General features: G+C 68.3%; 12 protein-coding genes, 1 other RNA gene and 3 pseudogenes. 6 read left to right on the top strand and 10 right to left on the bottom strand.

Annotated elements, in window-relative coordinates; genetic code table 11:
* Window positions 1-10: 10 nt before the first annotated feature.
* Window positions 11-343: a hypothetical protein gene (locus IT882_RS10055; RefSeq protein ID WP_195691747.1), complete on the top strand. Its 333-nt coding sequence runs from the start codon at window positions 11-13 to the stop codon at window positions 341-343.
* Window positions 344-422: 79 nt separating this feature from the next.
* The gene (smpB, locus tag IT882_RS10050) at window positions 423-899 is read left to right on the top strand and encodes an SsrA-binding protein SmpB (protein WP_195691746.1); all 477 of its coding nucleotides are present in this window, start codon (window positions 423-425) and stop codon (window positions 897-899) included.
* A gap of 16 nt (window positions 900-915) precedes the next feature.
* Here smpB and IT882_RS10045 read toward each other — a convergent pair whose 3' ends face one another.
* Window positions 916-1581, bottom strand: coding sequence for an SIMPL domain-containing protein (locus IT882_RS10045; protein ID WP_195691745.1), 666 nt, complete (start codon window positions 1579-1581; stop codon window positions 916-918).
* A gap of 163 nt (window positions 1582-1744) precedes the next feature.
* Here IT882_RS10045 and ssrA point away from each other — a divergent pair.
* Window positions 1745-2115, top strand: a transfer-messenger RNA (tmRNA) gene (ssrA, locus tag IT882_RS10040).
* A 214-nt stretch (window positions 2116-2329) separates the two neighbouring features.
* Here ssrA and IT882_RS10035 read toward each other — a convergent pair.
* The 4 genes from IT882_RS10035 to IT882_RS10020 all read right to left on the bottom strand — a co-directional run bounded on the left by IT882_RS10035 (window position 2330) and on the right by IT882_RS10020 (window position 5860).
* Complete coding sequence (locus IT882_RS10035) at window positions 2330-3496, bottom strand: tyrosine-type recombinase/integrase (protein WP_194385019.1); 1167 nt, start codon at window positions 3494-3496, stop codon at window positions 2330-2332.
* 233 nt (window positions 3497-3729) lie between these two features.
* Window positions 3730-5010 carry an MFS transporter gene (locus IT882_RS10030; protein WP_194385020.1) on the bottom strand — a complete coding sequence of 427 codons (1281 nt, stop codon included), beginning with the start codon at window positions 5008-5010 and terminating at the stop codon, window positions 3730-3732.
* A gap of 201 nt (window positions 5011-5211) precedes the next feature.
* Window positions 5212-5385, bottom strand: coding sequence for a hypothetical protein (locus IT882_RS10025; RefSeq protein WP_195691744.1), 174 nt, complete (start codon window positions 5383-5385; stop codon window positions 5212-5214).
* 148 nt (window positions 5386-5533) lie between these two features.
* Window positions 5534-5860: an ArsR/SmtB family transcription factor gene (locus IT882_RS10020; RefSeq protein WP_194385022.1), complete on the bottom strand. Its 327-nt coding sequence runs from the start codon at window positions 5858-5860 to the stop codon at window positions 5534-5536.
* A 183-nt stretch (window positions 5861-6043) separates the two neighbouring features.
* Here IT882_RS10020 and IT882_RS10015 point away from each other — a divergent pair.
* Together IT882_RS10015 and IT882_RS10010 are read left to right on the top strand one after the other, a co-directional pair.
* A pseudogene (locus IT882_RS10015) lies at window positions 6044-6328 on the top strand (metal-sensitive transcriptional regulator).
* Between the two features lie 46 nt (window positions 6329-6374).
* Complete coding sequence (locus IT882_RS10010) at window positions 6375-6731, top strand: heavy-metal-associated domain-containing protein (protein ID WP_195691743.1); 357 nt, start codon at window positions 6375-6377, stop codon at window positions 6729-6731.
* A gap of 156 nt (window positions 6732-6887) precedes the next feature.
* On the opposite strand, the pseudogene IT882_RS10005 reads toward IT882_RS10010, so the two are convergent.
* Window positions 6888-9130 (bottom strand): annotated as a pseudogene (locus IT882_RS10005) (heavy metal translocating P-type ATPase).
* A 210-nt stretch (window positions 9131-9340) separates the two neighbouring features.
* On the opposite strand from IT882_RS10005, the gene IT882_RS10000 reads away from it, so the two are divergent.
* The gene (locus IT882_RS10000) at window positions 9341-10561 is read left to right on the top strand and encodes an IS110 family transposase (protein WP_195694275.1); all 1221 of its coding nucleotides are present in this window, start codon (window positions 9341-9343) and stop codon (window positions 10559-10561) included.
* A gap of 145 nt (window positions 10562-10706) precedes the next feature.
* Here the strand turns inward: IT882_RS10000 and IT882_RS17100 are convergent.
* The 4 genes and pseudogenes from IT882_RS17100 to IT882_RS09980 form a co-directional block, all read right to left on the bottom strand.
* Window positions 10707-11530 (bottom strand): annotated as a pseudogene (locus IT882_RS17100) (cytochrome c biogenesis CcdA family protein).
* A gap of 29 nt (window positions 11531-11559) precedes the next feature.
* Window positions 11560-11967 (bottom strand): TlpA family protein disulfide reductase, encoded by a 408-nt coding sequence (locus tag IT882_RS09990; RefSeq protein WP_229382050.1) that lies wholly within the window; start codon window positions 11965-11967, stop codon window positions 11560-11562.
* 202 nt (window positions 11968-12169) lie between these two features.
* Window positions 12170-13468, bottom strand: coding sequence for an APC family permease (locus IT882_RS09985; RefSeq protein WP_194385027.1), 1299 nt, complete (start codon window positions 13466-13468; stop codon window positions 12170-12172).
* A gap of 28 nt (window positions 13469-13496) precedes the next feature.
* Window positions 13497-14333: a F510_1955 family glycosylhydrolase gene (locus IT882_RS09980; protein WP_228480985.1), complete on the bottom strand. Its 837-nt coding sequence runs from the start codon at window positions 14331-14333 to the stop codon at window positions 13497-13499.
* Window positions 14334-14358 lie beyond the last annotated feature (25 nt).

Raw genomic sequence — 14358 nt, 5'->3', positions numbered from 1 at the left:
GGGCAGGTCGATGGCACCGGACTCGCGAGCGGCACAGCCGGTGCGTTCCGCGCCCGCCTGGGGTATCGCAGGGATCCTTCTCGGGCTCGGCCCGCTGCTGCTGTTCGCGGTAGCCGCGCTGGCAAACCTCGGTGGTCCGCTCATCTCGGTAGCGGTGTTCGGGATCCCGGTTCTCGCGACCACCGTGTTCGCCATACTCGTTATCCGTCGCCTGCTGCGTGCCCGGCAGATCGGCTGGGGCTATTCGGTGGCCGCCGTCACGATCTTCGCCGGCGTCGTGGGATACCTCCTATGGCTTTTCCTCGCACTGCTGGCCATCCAGTTCGGCAACGGCCCGCTCTAACCCGCAGCCGGCGAGGGCTGACCGCTCGTCCGCGGACGACGGCTTGGTACACTGGTGGGCTGCGTCGAAAGGAGGAGCCATGCCACGCGAACGCGGAGAAAAGGTCATCGCGACCAATCGTCGTGCGCGACACGAGTACTCCATCGAGAAGACGTACGAGGCGGGACTTGTCCTCACCGGCACCGAGGTCAAGTCGCTGCGCCAGGGGCGCGCGAACCTCAGCGACGGATACGCCTATATCGATGGCGGTCAGGCGTTCCTGGATTCGGTGCACATCCCCGAGTACTCGCAGGGGCATTGGACCAACCACTCGGCCAAGCGGGTACGCAAGCTGCTGCTGCATAAAGACGAGATCATCAAGCTCAGCCACGCCGTCTCGGCCGGCGGCTACACGCTCATCCCGATGAAGCTGTACTTCTCGGACGGGCGCGCGAAGGTGGAGATCGCCGTCGCCAAGGGTAAGGCGGAGTACGACAAGCGTCAGACCCTGCGGGAGCGGCAAGACAAGCGCGAGGCAGAGCGCGCCATGCGCACCAAGAACCGCCTGGGGGAGTAGGCGGCGCCGGTGCCCGTCAGCGGGCGCTGAACCGCGCTTCCACGGCGGCGGTGACGACGATGTCCGCCGGCTGCAGCTCGAGTGAGACCCCCGCGTCCATCGGGCTTGCCGCCATCATCATCCGTGGAGCGGGTCCGGATGCCGCGACCGGCGCACCGCCACCGAGAAGGCCCACGTCGGCGACCTCGACAGCCGTGACCTCGGCGAGCCCGAGGGCTGCGGCATAGGCGGTAGCCCGTGTCATCGCGACGCGGACGGCATTCGCCGACACATCGGCTTCGACGGCAGCTCGTGTCGCCTCTGTCAGCATCCACCGCACCCCATCGACGTGGATCGCGTCGAGTTCGGAGACTTCACCGAGCCACCCCGAGAGCGCGTCGAGATCGGCGAAGGTCGCCGAGACATCGAGCGAGGCGTGGTGGACGAGTGGCAGCTGCTTGCCCTCGTTATTCCACGGGCGCTCGGAGCGGACGCTGACGCGGCCGGTCGACCACTCGCGCACCTCACCGGCGTCCTGGCGAGCGGTGAGCGCGGTACGAAGGATGCTCGCGGCATCCGTCGCCTGCGTCATGACCGAGGTCCGCTCCTCGCCCTCCGTGCGGATGGTGAGCCGCGCCACGGCCTCCTCGGGAGCGACCCGGGTCTGGTGTTCGCCGCGGACGGTGATGATGACATCGCGCATGACTGCGACTCTACGTCGTGCGACTGTGCGCGCGGGGAATGCGCCGCATGCGGCATCCGTTGTATCCTGGGAAGCTCGGATGCCACGGCATCTGCGAACCTTCGAAACTCCACAGTGTGACAGCGGCCCCTCACGTGAGGGAACAGCCTCTCTTGAGGCACATGGGGATGATCGGTTTCGACATCGTCTGCGAATTCGCGAGAAGCGGGCCGAGGATGCGGGGTTATCTCGTAAACGCCCCCTGCAAACAAATAACTGCCAATAAGAAGCAGTCTGACTTCGCCCTCGCTGCCTAAGCAGCGAGCCCGAGTCCGTTAGCCCGTAGGCGATCCCGCTACGGTTCCTAGCGTCATCTAAGGGATCTTGCTGCGTGACGGCGCCTGGACGTCACGCGGGACTTTATCCAGGCTGGGCTTGTCGACTTAGGTGTCTGTGACAAAGGTCGGAGCCGAGTAGAACGCTTTCACAGAATGCGCCCGGAGAAGGCGCGATGACCCAGCGATGGACGGGGGTTCGATTCCCCCATCTCCACTGCCGCTGTCACGGAGTTGAAGCCCCCGCGATCCCTTACGAGAGTAGGGATCGCGGGGCTTTTCTTCGCCCGTGGATGAGCGGCGCGATACCGAGTCGCCCACAAATCGCCCACAAGCTTCTGGCGCATATAGGTCGAAAAGCGTGTCCGAAAGCCGCTAGTTGCAGTTCATGCGCCGTCGGTCGTTGAGCGAGCGCAGCGAGACGAAACGCCCCGTCAGGTCTCCCAGAGCCGCGCGACGTTCGCGTTGAGCCCACCCTGATTCATCCGTTCGGCCACGTCGGCGAGGTCGTCGTCGAAGAGGTCGGCGTAGGTGTCGAGCGTCATCGCCGCCGACTTGTGTCCCAGCATCCGCTGCACGGCCTTGACGTTCGCACCCGACGAGATCGCGAGGCTCGCGGCGGTGTGACGCAGGTCGTGCGGAGTCAGCCGCTCGATGTCGGCGAGGTCGAGCGCCGTGGTGAACCACGAGTTCACGCCGTGCTGCGTCTTCGCGCGGCGCAGATGCTTGCCCTGCAGATCGGTGAAGACCAGATCGTCGGCGCGCTTGCCGCGACACAGCTGCTCCAGCGGCTCTTCCAGGAAGGCCGGGAATGGCACCAGCCGGCGCTCCCAGTTCTTCGGTGTGCCGAGCACGATCTTGCCTTCGACCTCGACCGCCGCTCGCTGCACCTGAATTCGGTGTCTCGGGAAGATGATGTCGCTCACGTGCATGCCGATCGCTTCGCTCCACCGGAGGCCGCAGTACGAGAGCAGAAGGATCAGCGTCCTATGCGTGTCGTTGTTGGTCGCCTCGGCGAGGCGAACGACCTCGCTGTGGGTCAGGTAGCGACGCGGCTTCTGGGACTGTTTCGGGGGCAGATTCTGAGCGCCGCGAGCGACGTTTCGAGGGATGCGTCCGTCGCGCACAGCTGTGTCAAGGATGCCGGCGAGCACGCCGAGCGCGCGATAGACGACGCTTGCAGACCGGGGGCTTGCGCCGGCCTTCGCGCTCTTCGTCCGCGTCGTCGTCGCGGTGCCCTCCGACAGCTCTCGGATCCACTGCTCCACGTGCGACGCGCGAATGTCTCCGATCCGAACGTCGCCCCAGCGGGGGAGGACATACACCCGCCACGACGTGTTCAAGGAGCTGAACGAGGAAGCCTTGAGTGCGTGCTTCTTGTTGCGCAGCCACTCGACGCCCAGCGCTCCGACAGTGATACGCGCCTCACCGGGGTCGGTATAGGAGCCGTTCGAGCGCGAGACCTCGGTGTGCGCGAGGTAGAGCTCGGCGTCCTTCTTGGTGCGGAAGCCCTTCTTCTCGACCTGCTTCTGCTGGTCATCGCGCCAGCGCACGCGGTAGCGCTTGCCCGCCGCGATCTCGTACGCCGTGATGCTTCCCATGGGTGACCTCGGGGTCAGGGTAGCGCCGACCGCGGACGCTGGCGGGTGCGCTCGAGCTGCACCAGCGTGTCTTGCGGACAACTGTCGGTATTTGCATGATGGGCGACCGGTGACCTCGGGTAGTGGCCCGGAAGAGGTGGGTGGGGTACGGCCAGGATGGTGCACGATTGAGGCTCCGTCGTGCGCGCTCGGATCGGCGTCGGAGAGGGCGCGTTGGGAGCACCGCAGAGGGCTCAGGTGGCCGATGCTCCGTTGCGGTGTTGTGTGGAGAGAGTCTCGTACATCCTCCCGGCGACGATCGCGGCGACGACCGCGGAGATCGCTGCGGCGACCCACAGTGCGGCCTGCAGGCTGAGGAGGTCGGCGACGATTCCGCCGATGACTGCGCCGACGGCGTAGCCGAGGTCCCGCCAGACGCGGTAGACGCCGACGGCGCGTGCGCGCCACGCGGGGTGCGCGACGTCGCCGACGACGGCGAGGAGGGTCGGGTAGACCATCGCCGTGCCCAGGCCGAGAAGGATCGTCCCGGTGGCCCAGGCACCGAGCCCGCTGCCCGCGCCGATGATGATCAGGGCGATGGCCTGGAGGGCCATGCCGCCGGTGACGAGGTGCTTGCGGCCGATGCGGTCCGACAGGGCGCCGGTGAACAGCTGCCCGATGCCCCACACGCCCGGGTACAGCGCGAACAGGAGCGCGATCTGCGCGGTGGAGAGGTCGCGGGTGGCGAACAGCAGCGGAAACAGCCCCCATGAGAGGCCGAAGTTCAGGTTGTTCACGAGCCCGGCGGCGCTCGCGGAGGCGAGGGCGGGTTCGCGGATGCTCGCGAGGAACCAGATTCGCCGGTGCGTCAGGTCCGCGTCCTGGCGGGGCCGGCTGGTGGCGGGTGCGAGCTGTGCGGCCTCGGCGCGAGCGTGCCCGTGGGTCTCCCGGACGAAGATGCCCGTGATGATGAGCGCGAGGGCGGTGTAGGCGATGCCGAGCAGGAACGGTGCGGGACGCAGCCCGTACTCGCTGGCGAGGTACCCGGCCAGGAGGGAGGAGACGGCGACGGCGCCGTAGCCGGCGGCTTCGTTCAGTCCCATCGCGAGACCGCGCTGGCGGGGGCCGACGAGGTCGATCTTCATGACCACGGTCGTGGACCAGGTCAGGCCCTGGCTCACCCCGAGGAGCGCGTTCGCGGCGACGACCCATCCCCAGTCGGGTGCCCAGATCAGCATCAGCGGGACGGGCACTGCGACGAGCCACCCGGCCAGGAGCACCGGTTTGCGTCCGAATCTGTCCGAGAGGGTGCCGGCGAACCAGTTCGAGATCGCCTTGGTGACTCCGAACACGGCGACGTAGCTGAGCACCATGGTGTATCCGGTGATCCCGAACACGTCGCGCGCGAGCAACGGCAGGACGGTCTGCTCTTGACCGACCATGCCCCCGACGAGTGCGTTCACGGCGACGAGCAGCGCGAACTGCGGAGCGTTCTCCCGCAATCCGAGGCGCGGCGGCGGCGTAGCGGCGGTCATGCGATTCGTCGCGGCACTCGTCTGCCCGCGGGCTTCCCGCTGGGTGCTCGGCGCGCGGAGTCCGCCATGATGGGCGAGCAGTCAGCTGCGGAGCGGGATGCGGCGGGGGAGGCGCCTGTTGTGCGGGGAGGCTGGGCGTAGTCGAACAAGGGGGCCTCGTGGGTTGCTTCTGAGGGGTGGTCTCGAGTCGCAGTCGGGTCGTCAGGACTGTTGCGACAGCGAGGTGGTGGCAAGCTCGCTGAGGACCTCGTCGGGGGTGATGTCGCCGCTGATCCGAACCCTGCGGCGTCCGGGTTCGTCGTGCAGTTCCACATTGGTGATGCGCGAGACGAAGGTGTCGCCGCACCCGCACGCGCCGACGTTGCACGAGGCCACGAACGCGTCCAGTACCTCCAGCGGTGTCTCACGGGGAGGAGCAGGTCGACGCCTCCGTCGACGGTGAGAGCAGTCGGCGAGATCTGGGCGGTCATCGGATGGTTCCCTTTCGGCTGGTGTTCGGGGTCGGCGGTGGGGGAGATCGAGATCACTCGGCTGGCTCGCCGCCGGCCAGACCTTGGAGGACGTCAAGAGCGTCGCGGATGCCCTCGGTCGCGAGGCAGTAGTAGACGTATCCGCCGCGCCGCTCCCCGACCACGAGACCGCGGTCGCGCAGGATGCGCAGGTGGTGAGACACGGTCGGCTGGCGTTCCCCGGTGGCCTCGACGATCGCGGTGACCGGCACGCACACGCCGTCCAAGGCGGTCAGGATCCGCAACCGGGTCGCGTCGCCCAGGGTGCGCAGGAACTCGGCCAGGGCGGACGCCTGGCCCGCCGCCATCGGCTCGTTCCCGCGAACGGGCGTCGTCTTCATCGTCACAGTGTGCTCCTCAAGGGCATAAGTATATCTACCTATCTAGATATACCCACATCGTGGGTGGGATGCGGCAATGGCTGTTTCCGTCGACAACAGGCTCTGACTCGGATCCGCCCAGTCGCGCCTCTTTATACCCCATACCCCTAGCGGGTACATTGGATGGTGCGACGGAGGTGCGGGATGGCACACGGATATTCGGGCGACAAGCAGGCGCTGCTGATGAGGTTGCGTCGGGCCGAGGGCCAGGTGCGCGGGATCGCGCGAATGGTCGACGAGGAGGCCCACTGTATCGACGTCCTCACCCAGGTCTCCGCGGTCACGTAGGCGTTGGAGTCGGTTGCGCTGACTCTGCTGGAAGACCACCTCGGACATTGCGTCGCGGAAGCCGTCGGCGAAGGCGGGCCGGTCGCGCAGGAGAAGCTGCGTGAGGCGAACGCGGCCATCGCGCGCCTGGTGCGCTCATAGAAGCGCGCATCTCACATTCACTCAACGCTCGCGAAGGGAGCACATCATGGCCGGACAGGGATTGCGGGACCTCGGACTGCGGTCGACCAACGGTGGCGGCTGCGCGTGCTGCAGCCCCACCTCCCACAGCACTGCGACCAAGGACGCGGCCGCCCTCGTTGCGGAGCCGATCGAGGGCGACGAGGTGTCGGCTCAGTTCCTGGTCGAGGGCATGACCTGCTCGCACTGCGTGCGCAGCGTCACCGAGGAGGTGTCCGCGATCGATGGTGTCTCCGGTGTCGACGTCGATCTGAAGGCGGGCGGCGTATCGACGGTGACCGTGACCAGCACGGCGCCGGTGGATGCGGTGCAGGTGCGGCATGCGGTCGAGGAGGCCGGGTACAGCCTTGCGTCCACGTCATGAGCACGGGTCGGTGATGCGGTCTCCACAGCAACGGGGTGACTCCGCGGGCTGTTCAGTGATGGCGACCACGGGCTGACTCGACGAACGGCGCTCCCCTCGGGATCTTTGCCTGAGGGGAGCGCCGTTGCCGTCTGCGTGGTGATTCGCCGGGTGGCGTCAGCGGCCGAGGATCGTGCGGGCGCTGTTCGCCGGGGTGAGGTCGAGGCGCCGCAGCAGCTGCGCGTTGAGGGCGACCACCACCGTGGACAGCGACATCAGGATCGCCCCGACGGACACGGGGAGGACGAATCCGATGGGAGCGAGGACGCCGGCGGCGAGGGGCACGGAGATGAGGTTGTAGCCGGCCGCCCACCACAGGTTCTGCTTCATCTTCCGGTAGCTCGCTCGGGACAGCTCGATCACCGACAGCACGGACCGGGGATCGTCGCTGGCGAGGATCACGCCCGCGGAGGCGATGGCGACGTCGGTGCCGGCGCCGATCGCGATGCCGACGTCCGCTCGGGCGAGGGCGGGCGCGTCGTTGACGCCGTCTCCGACCATCGCGACGCGCTTGCCTTCGGCCTGCAGCTCGGCGATCTTGGCGGACTTGTCCTCGGGGCGCACGCGCGCGAACACCCGGTCGACGCCGAGGTCCTCGCCGACCGCGTGGGCGACGGCTTCGGCGTCGCCGGTGATCATCACGACCTCGATGCCGAGGGCATGGAGCGCGTCGACGGCATCGCGCGACTCGGGACGGACCTCGTCGGCGAGCTTGAGGCCGCCGATGGCCCGACCGTCTCGGACGACGTGGAGGATGATCGCGCCTTCCGCTCGCCACGCGTCGGCATCCTCGATCTCGTTGAGGCCGAGCTCTTCGAGGAGAGCGGGGCCGCCGACGCGGACTTCATGGTTCTCGACGGTCGCGGTCACCCCGACCGCGGGGACGAGGTGAAGCCGGCAGCGGACGGGATGGTCAGATCCTTCTCGCGGGCAGCTCGCACGATGGCCTTGGCGAGGGGGTGTTCGCTGTCGGCTTCGGCGGCGGCCGCGAGTGCCAGAACGGTCTCGGCGGAGTCGGAATCGGCGGTGGAGATGCCGGTGACGGTCGGCTCGCCCTTGGTGAGGGTGCCGGTCTTGTCGAACAGGACCGCGTCGATGGTCCGCATGCTCTCCAGGGCGAGGCGGTCCTTGACGAGAACACCGCCGCGGGCCGCGCGCTCGGTGGCGATCGACACGACCAGGGGGATGGCCAGACCCAGCGCGTGGGGGCACGCGATCACCAGCACGGTGATCGTCCGGATCACCGCGGTGTCCGGGTCTCCGACGAGCGTCCAGACGAGCGCGGTGAGTGCGGCGGCACCCAGCGCGAACCAGAACAGCCAGCCGGCGGCGCGGTCGGCGATCCGCTGCGCCCTCGAGGTCGAGTTCTGCGCGTCGGCGACCAACCGCTGGATGCCGGCGAGGGTGGTGTCATCGCCCGTAGCGGTGACCTCGACCCGCAAGCCTGAATCTGTTGCGACGGTTCCGGCGGTCACCGTGTCGCCCGCGGTCCGGCTGACGGGGCGGGATTCGCCGGTGACCATGGATTCGTCCATGTCGGCGCGGCCCTCCACGACCCTGCCGTCCGCGGGGACGCTGCCGCCGGGGCGGACGACGACCACATCGCCGAGTCGGAGGTCGGCGGGGGAGACGGTGACGACCTGGTCGCCTTCGACGCGTTCCGCTTCGTCGGGCAGGAGCGCGGCGAGGGAGTCCAGTGCGGAGGTGGTCTGCGCGAGGGACCGCATCTCGATCCAGTGGCCGAGCAGCATGATCACGATCAGCAGCGCGAGCTCCCACCAGAACTCGAGCTCACGGTGGAGGAGTCCGAGGGTGGCGCCCCAGGATGCGAAGAATGCGACGGTGATCGCGAGACCGATGAGGAGCATCATCGCGGGTTTGCGGGCTCGGAGTTCGCTGACCGCGCCGCTGAGGAACGGCCAGCCGCCCCAGAAGTACATCACGGTGCCCAGCACGGGAGAGATCAGCTGTGCTCCGGGGAACGAGGGAACCGAGTAGCCCAGGACCATCCCGAACATGCCGGAGAACGCCACGACCGGGACGGCGAGGATCAGGTTGATCCAGAACAGCCGCCGGAACTGGGCGACATGATGTGCGCCATGTCCGGCGTGCCCGCCATGGCCCGCATGCTCCCCGTGGTCGGCGTGGCTGTCATGACCGGCATGCTCCCCGTGGCTGTCATGTGCACCGTGGTCGGCGTGCGCGTCGTGGTCGGCGTGCGCACCGTGGTCGGCGTGCGCCTCATGGCCGCCGTGTCGGGCGTGCTCGTCGTGGACGGCCGCGTCGGTCGGCTTGGCCGCCGGGTCTGGGTGGTCGGTGGTGGTGCGCGCGTGGTGGTGGTGCGCGTGTGGGTCGGTCATGGTGTGCTCCGTAAGTTGTTAGTCGGCCCGGGTGGGTCGGATGTGGCTGATGGTGTTTTGTCCTTGGTGGCTCCGAGGGAGTGGCCGTCCGGCTCTCCGGGGCGCTCTGGCCGCTGATTGAGATCCGCGTTCTGGTCGCTGTTTACGGAGATGTCGGCGGGGCGTTCCTCGGGCTGACCGATGGTGGCCGAGAACGAGGAGGTTCGGATGATGGCCGCTGAACTGGAGGCAGCAGGGCCCCGTTTGTGGGCGGGTATCGATGCGGGCAAGGGTCATCACTGGGTGTGCGTGGTCGACGGCGCCGGGGAGACCGTGTGGTCGGGGAAGGTGATCAACGATGAGACGGTGATCCTCGACACCCTGGGAGCGGTCGTCGCGCTCGGGGGTGAGATCACGTGGGGCATCGACATCACTGGTACTGCGTCCGGGCTGCTGTTGACGTTGCTGGCCGCGCATGCGCAGACCGTCCGGTACGTGCCCGGGCGCACGGTTAACCGGATGTCTGGCGCCTATCGGGGTGAGGCGAAGACCGATGCTCGTGACGCCTACGTCATCGCCGAGACCGTCCGCCATCGATCCGACCTGGCGCCGGTGGAGGTTCCCGCGGAGATCGTCGCCGAGCTGCGGCTGCTGGTCGCGCTGCGCGCGGACCTCGTCGCCGACCGGGTGCGGCTGATCAACCGCCTCCGGGACACCCTCACCGGGTACTTCCCGGGCCTGGAGCGCGCGTTCGATTTCGGTCGACGCAAGGGAGCGATCGTGCTGCTGACCCGATATCAGACCCCGGACGGACTGCGCCGGGCAGGTCGCGTCCGGGTCGCGTCCTGGCTCGCGAAACGGAAGGTCCGCTCGGCGGCGGAGATCGCCGACACCGCGCTGGACGCCGCAGACGCTCAGCACACCACCGTCCCAGGGCAGAAGATCGCCGCGCAGATCGTGGCCGAACACGCTCGCGCCCTGCTTGCCCTGGACGCCCGGATCACCACGATCGACGCCCAAGTCGATGACACGTTCCACGCCCACCCGCAGGCCGCGATCATCGAATCGATGCCCGGCATCGGCCCGATCCTCGGCGCGGAACTCATCGTCGCGGCCGGCGACCTGAGCGCCTACGCCGACGCGGGCCGGCTCGCGTCGGCTGCCGGCCTGGTCCCCGTTCCCCGGGACTCCGGCCGCCGCACCGGCAACATGCACCGCCCGAAGCGCTACAACCGGACCCTGAGACGCGTGTTCTACCTGTCCGCGCAGACCGCGATCGTCCGAGACGGACCAAACCGCGACTTCTACCTGAAGAAACGCGCCGAAGGCAGCAAGCACGTCTCCGCGCTCCTCGCACTCGCCCGCAGACGAGTCGACGTCCTCTACGCGCTTCTGCGAGACAACCGCACATTCACGATCGAGGACCCAGCGAAGACCGCGACCGCGGCTTGACATCTTCATTGAGACTCCCTCGCTTTGGAGTGGGATGGGTGATGCCCACTCGTCCCTCACAAGACTTGCTCACCCCAACCACGATACCCCCTAGGGGTATTCCCTCGGGAGGGGATCCACGTCGGGTGCGGGGACTGCTGTGTCGTCAGATGGGGAGGGGGACGCTCAAGAACACGCCTTGCAGGTTCGACATCAGCGCGGTCCACAGGCCCGTGACCATGAGCGTGCCGAGCGCGATGAGGAGTGTGCCGCCGATGATGTTGATCAGGCGGATGTGGCGGCGCATCACTCCGACGGATCGGGTCGCCCAGCCGAATCCGAAGGCGAGGAGGATGAACGGGATGCCGAGACCGAGCGAGTATGCGAGGCCGAGGAGCGCGCCGCGTGCAGCGGATGCCTGATCGAAGGACATCCCGAGGATGACGGCGAGGGTGGGGCCGATGCAGGGTGTCCAACCTATGCCGAGAGCGATGCCCAGCAGGGGGCTCCCGCCAATCCGATCCTTCCGCGCACGCGTGGCCGCATGGTGCGTTGCGCGAACCGGAGGCCGCCGATGAAGACCACGCCCATGATGATGATGAACGCGCCGAGGACGCGGGTGATCGGGTCGGCGTATTCCAGGAGGAGCCTTCCGGCGGTGCCGCCGAGCATAGCCACGCTGATGAACACGACGGTGAATCCGGCGATGAACAGCACCACGCCGATCACAACACGGTGCCGACCGGTCGTGAGAGTCGCGGTCGGGGTCGGAGCGGCGGATACCGGGGCGGCCGCGGTCGGGTCGTGGCACTCCGCGTCGGTGGTGCTGTCCGGCTCGTCGAGGTGTGCTCGAGGCGCGGGTGTGTGTGTCGTGCGGGGTGCTGCGGCGGCGCCGATGTAGCCGAGGTAGCCGGGCACCAGGGGAAGGACGCAGGGGGAGAGGAAGGACACCAGCCCGGCGAGCACGGCGATCGGGATGGCGACGAGCAGGGATCCGCCGGCGACGGCGTCGACGAGGGTCACGATTCGTCCAGTGTCTCGGAGATGAGTGTTTTGAGGATCGAGGCGCTGCTGAGCTGGCCGATGATGCGGGCGGCGACCCTGCCCTTGCGGTCCAGCACGATCGTCGTCGGGACGGCGTTCAACGGTGTCTCTTCCGCGAATGCGAGTTTCACGGACCCATCCACGGTCGCGAGGGCGCTGGGGTAGGTGATGCCGTAGGTGTCGGCGAACGCGGTCGCGGCGGCGGCGCTGTCGTAGATGTTCACGCCGAGGAAGGACACGTCATCGTCTGCGAACGCCTCGTGCGCGGCTTCGAGCTCCGGCGCCTCGACACGGCACGGCGCGCATGCGGCGTACCAGAAGTTCACGACCACGACATCGCCGGCGTACTCGTCGCTGGTGACGGTGTCGCCGGTGTCGAGCACTCCCTGGAACGTGACGGGTCGACTGCGGTCTGCTGTGGGGATCTCGACGACTCGGAAGCCGTCGGCGGCGATGAACCCCTTGTTGTCGCCCGCCCGGTACTGGTCGGAGAGGGGTTGTCGGAGCAGGATGCCAGGGAGGCTGTGAGGACGAGGGCAACGCTGGCGGCGGTGAGACGCCGCAGTGTCGTCGGTGTGCGTCGGGTCATCGGTCGCTCGTCTCGGTTCGGTGCCGACGGGTGACGACCCATGCCTGTGCGGCGAAGATCACGGCGGCGAGGCCTGCCGCGACGCCGACGGTGAGCAGGTCGGACTGCACCTTGCTGATCGTGAACGCGGCGAGGATCGCGACGTCCAGCACGATGGTGGCGATGGGCAGCCAGCGGTGCGCGTCGATCTTGTCGCGCAGGCGACGGAGCACTCCCCATTGCACGGCGATGTCCATCGTGAGGTAGAGGAACACGCCCAGCGCTGCGATGCGGCCCAGGTCGAACACCGCGGTGAGGACGATCGCGGCCGCGGCGGTGATCAGCAGGGGCTGGTGGGGCACCCGCGCGGGCAGCGCGGGTGCCTGCTTCATGTCCTGCAGCATCCCGTACAGGCGCGACACGGAGAACAGGCTGGCGAGCAGTCCGGAGAGGGTCGCGATCACCGCGACGGCCACGGTGATGCCGACGCCCCACGCGCCGAACAGCGGGTCGGCTGCTTCGGCGAGGGCGTAGTCGCGGGCGTCGATCGCGCCGGATGCTCCGATGCTCGCCCCGACCGACAGGGTGATCAGCAGGTACAGCACGGCGCAGATCGCGATCGAGATCGTGATGGACCGGGCGATATTCCGTTTGGCGTCCTTCAGGTCATCGCCCTGGTTGGTGATCGTGGTGAAGCCCTTGTACGCCAGCACACACAGCGCGACGGCGGCCACCACCCCGAGCATGCCGTCGCCGCTGTCCGAGCTGTGCGAGAAGAACCCCGCCCCGGTCGCTGCTGCACCGATGAGACCGGCCGCTGCGAGCACCGCGATGCCGACGATCTTCAGGACGGCGGTGACGAGTGCGGAGCGTTCGACGAGCTGGTTGCCGACGAGGTTGACCGCCGCGGCGGCCGCGATCGCGACGATGCCCAGCAGCGGCACCAGCACGACGGAGTCCTGGAGCCCGAAGGGCCGCAGCAGGTAGGTGCCGAAGGTGCGGGCGAGGAGGCTCTCGGCGACCACCATCGACACGTACATGAACAGCGAGAACGACCCGGCGACCACGCCCGGTCCGTAGGCGTCTTTCAGCAGCATCGCGATGCCGCCCGCCGACGGGTTCACGCTCGAGTACCGTGCGTAGGCGTACGAGCTGACACCGGCGACGGCGGCGCCGGCGATGAACGCCACCGGGAACCAGTCGCCGGCGAGTCCGGCGACCTGTCCGACGAGCGCGAAGATGCCCGCGCCGATCATCACTCCCGTGCCGAGCGCCACCGAGCCGACGAGGCTGATCTTCGTGTCCTGCTCGCTCACGTGCGCCTCCCGATTCGCAGGTTCCGGATTACTGGTCGCCGCCGAGGAGCCGGAGCCCGCTGTCGTCGGCCACGGCGATCTCTCCCGACGAGGTGAGAGCGACCGCCTGCGCCTGACCGTCCGCACTGCCCGCTTCGACCCACGATGCGGCGGCGTCCGCGCTGGTCCAGATCGTGCCCTCGACGTCGACGCCGACCAGTGTCGAGTGGTCGGGGGCTGCCGAGAGCAGATACAGTGCCGGCGCATCCGCGATGGGCGCGAAGGTGGCTGCGCCGTCAACGCTGAACAGAACCCCGCCGGGGGTGGTGGCGTAGACGGTGCCGGTGTCGTCGACGGTGAGCGCGTACGCGGAGATGTTCGCGCCTGCCGCTGTCCAGGTCGAACCGCCGTCTGTGCTGGTCAGCACAGCCGGCTCGTCGGTGGAGAGCCCGTACAGGGTGCCGTCGGGTCCGGCGGTCAGGGCGTGGAAGTCCTTCTCGCTCGTGTACGCGATGGGGGACCAGGTCTGGCCGGCGTCGTCGCTGCGGATGATGCCGAGGTGCGGGGATCCCCACTCTGCGGGGGTGTTCGCGCCGGGGTGGCCGGACGCGACGAAGGCGTCGCCGGTGACGGCGAGCCCCATCGCGTCGAATTCGTACCCGCCGATCGGGTCCCCGACGCCGCCGTCGGCATCGACCGGGAGGAGACCGTCGTGGGTGCCGAGGATCGTGGTGCCGGTGGCCGGGTCGGTGATGATCGCGTGGATGTGTGTGGACAGGGCGGACGAGTGGGAGTCGCCCGCGGTCGTGGTCTGTGCGGTGCAGGCGGTGAGGGTGAGGGTGGCGACAGCGGCAAGAGCCGCCGCCGCGCGAACGCGGAAGTGCATGGGGTTTCTCTCTATCAATGTGAAG

The sequence above is a fragment of the Microbacterium schleiferi genome (assembly GCF_015565955.1).
Taxonomy (GTDB): Bacteria; Actinomycetota; Actinomycetes; order Actinomycetales; family Microbacteriaceae; genus Microbacterium; species Microbacterium schleiferi_A.
The sequence above is the reverse complement of the archived record's forward strand: the minus strand, read 5'-3'. Positions and strand labels throughout refer to the sequence as shown.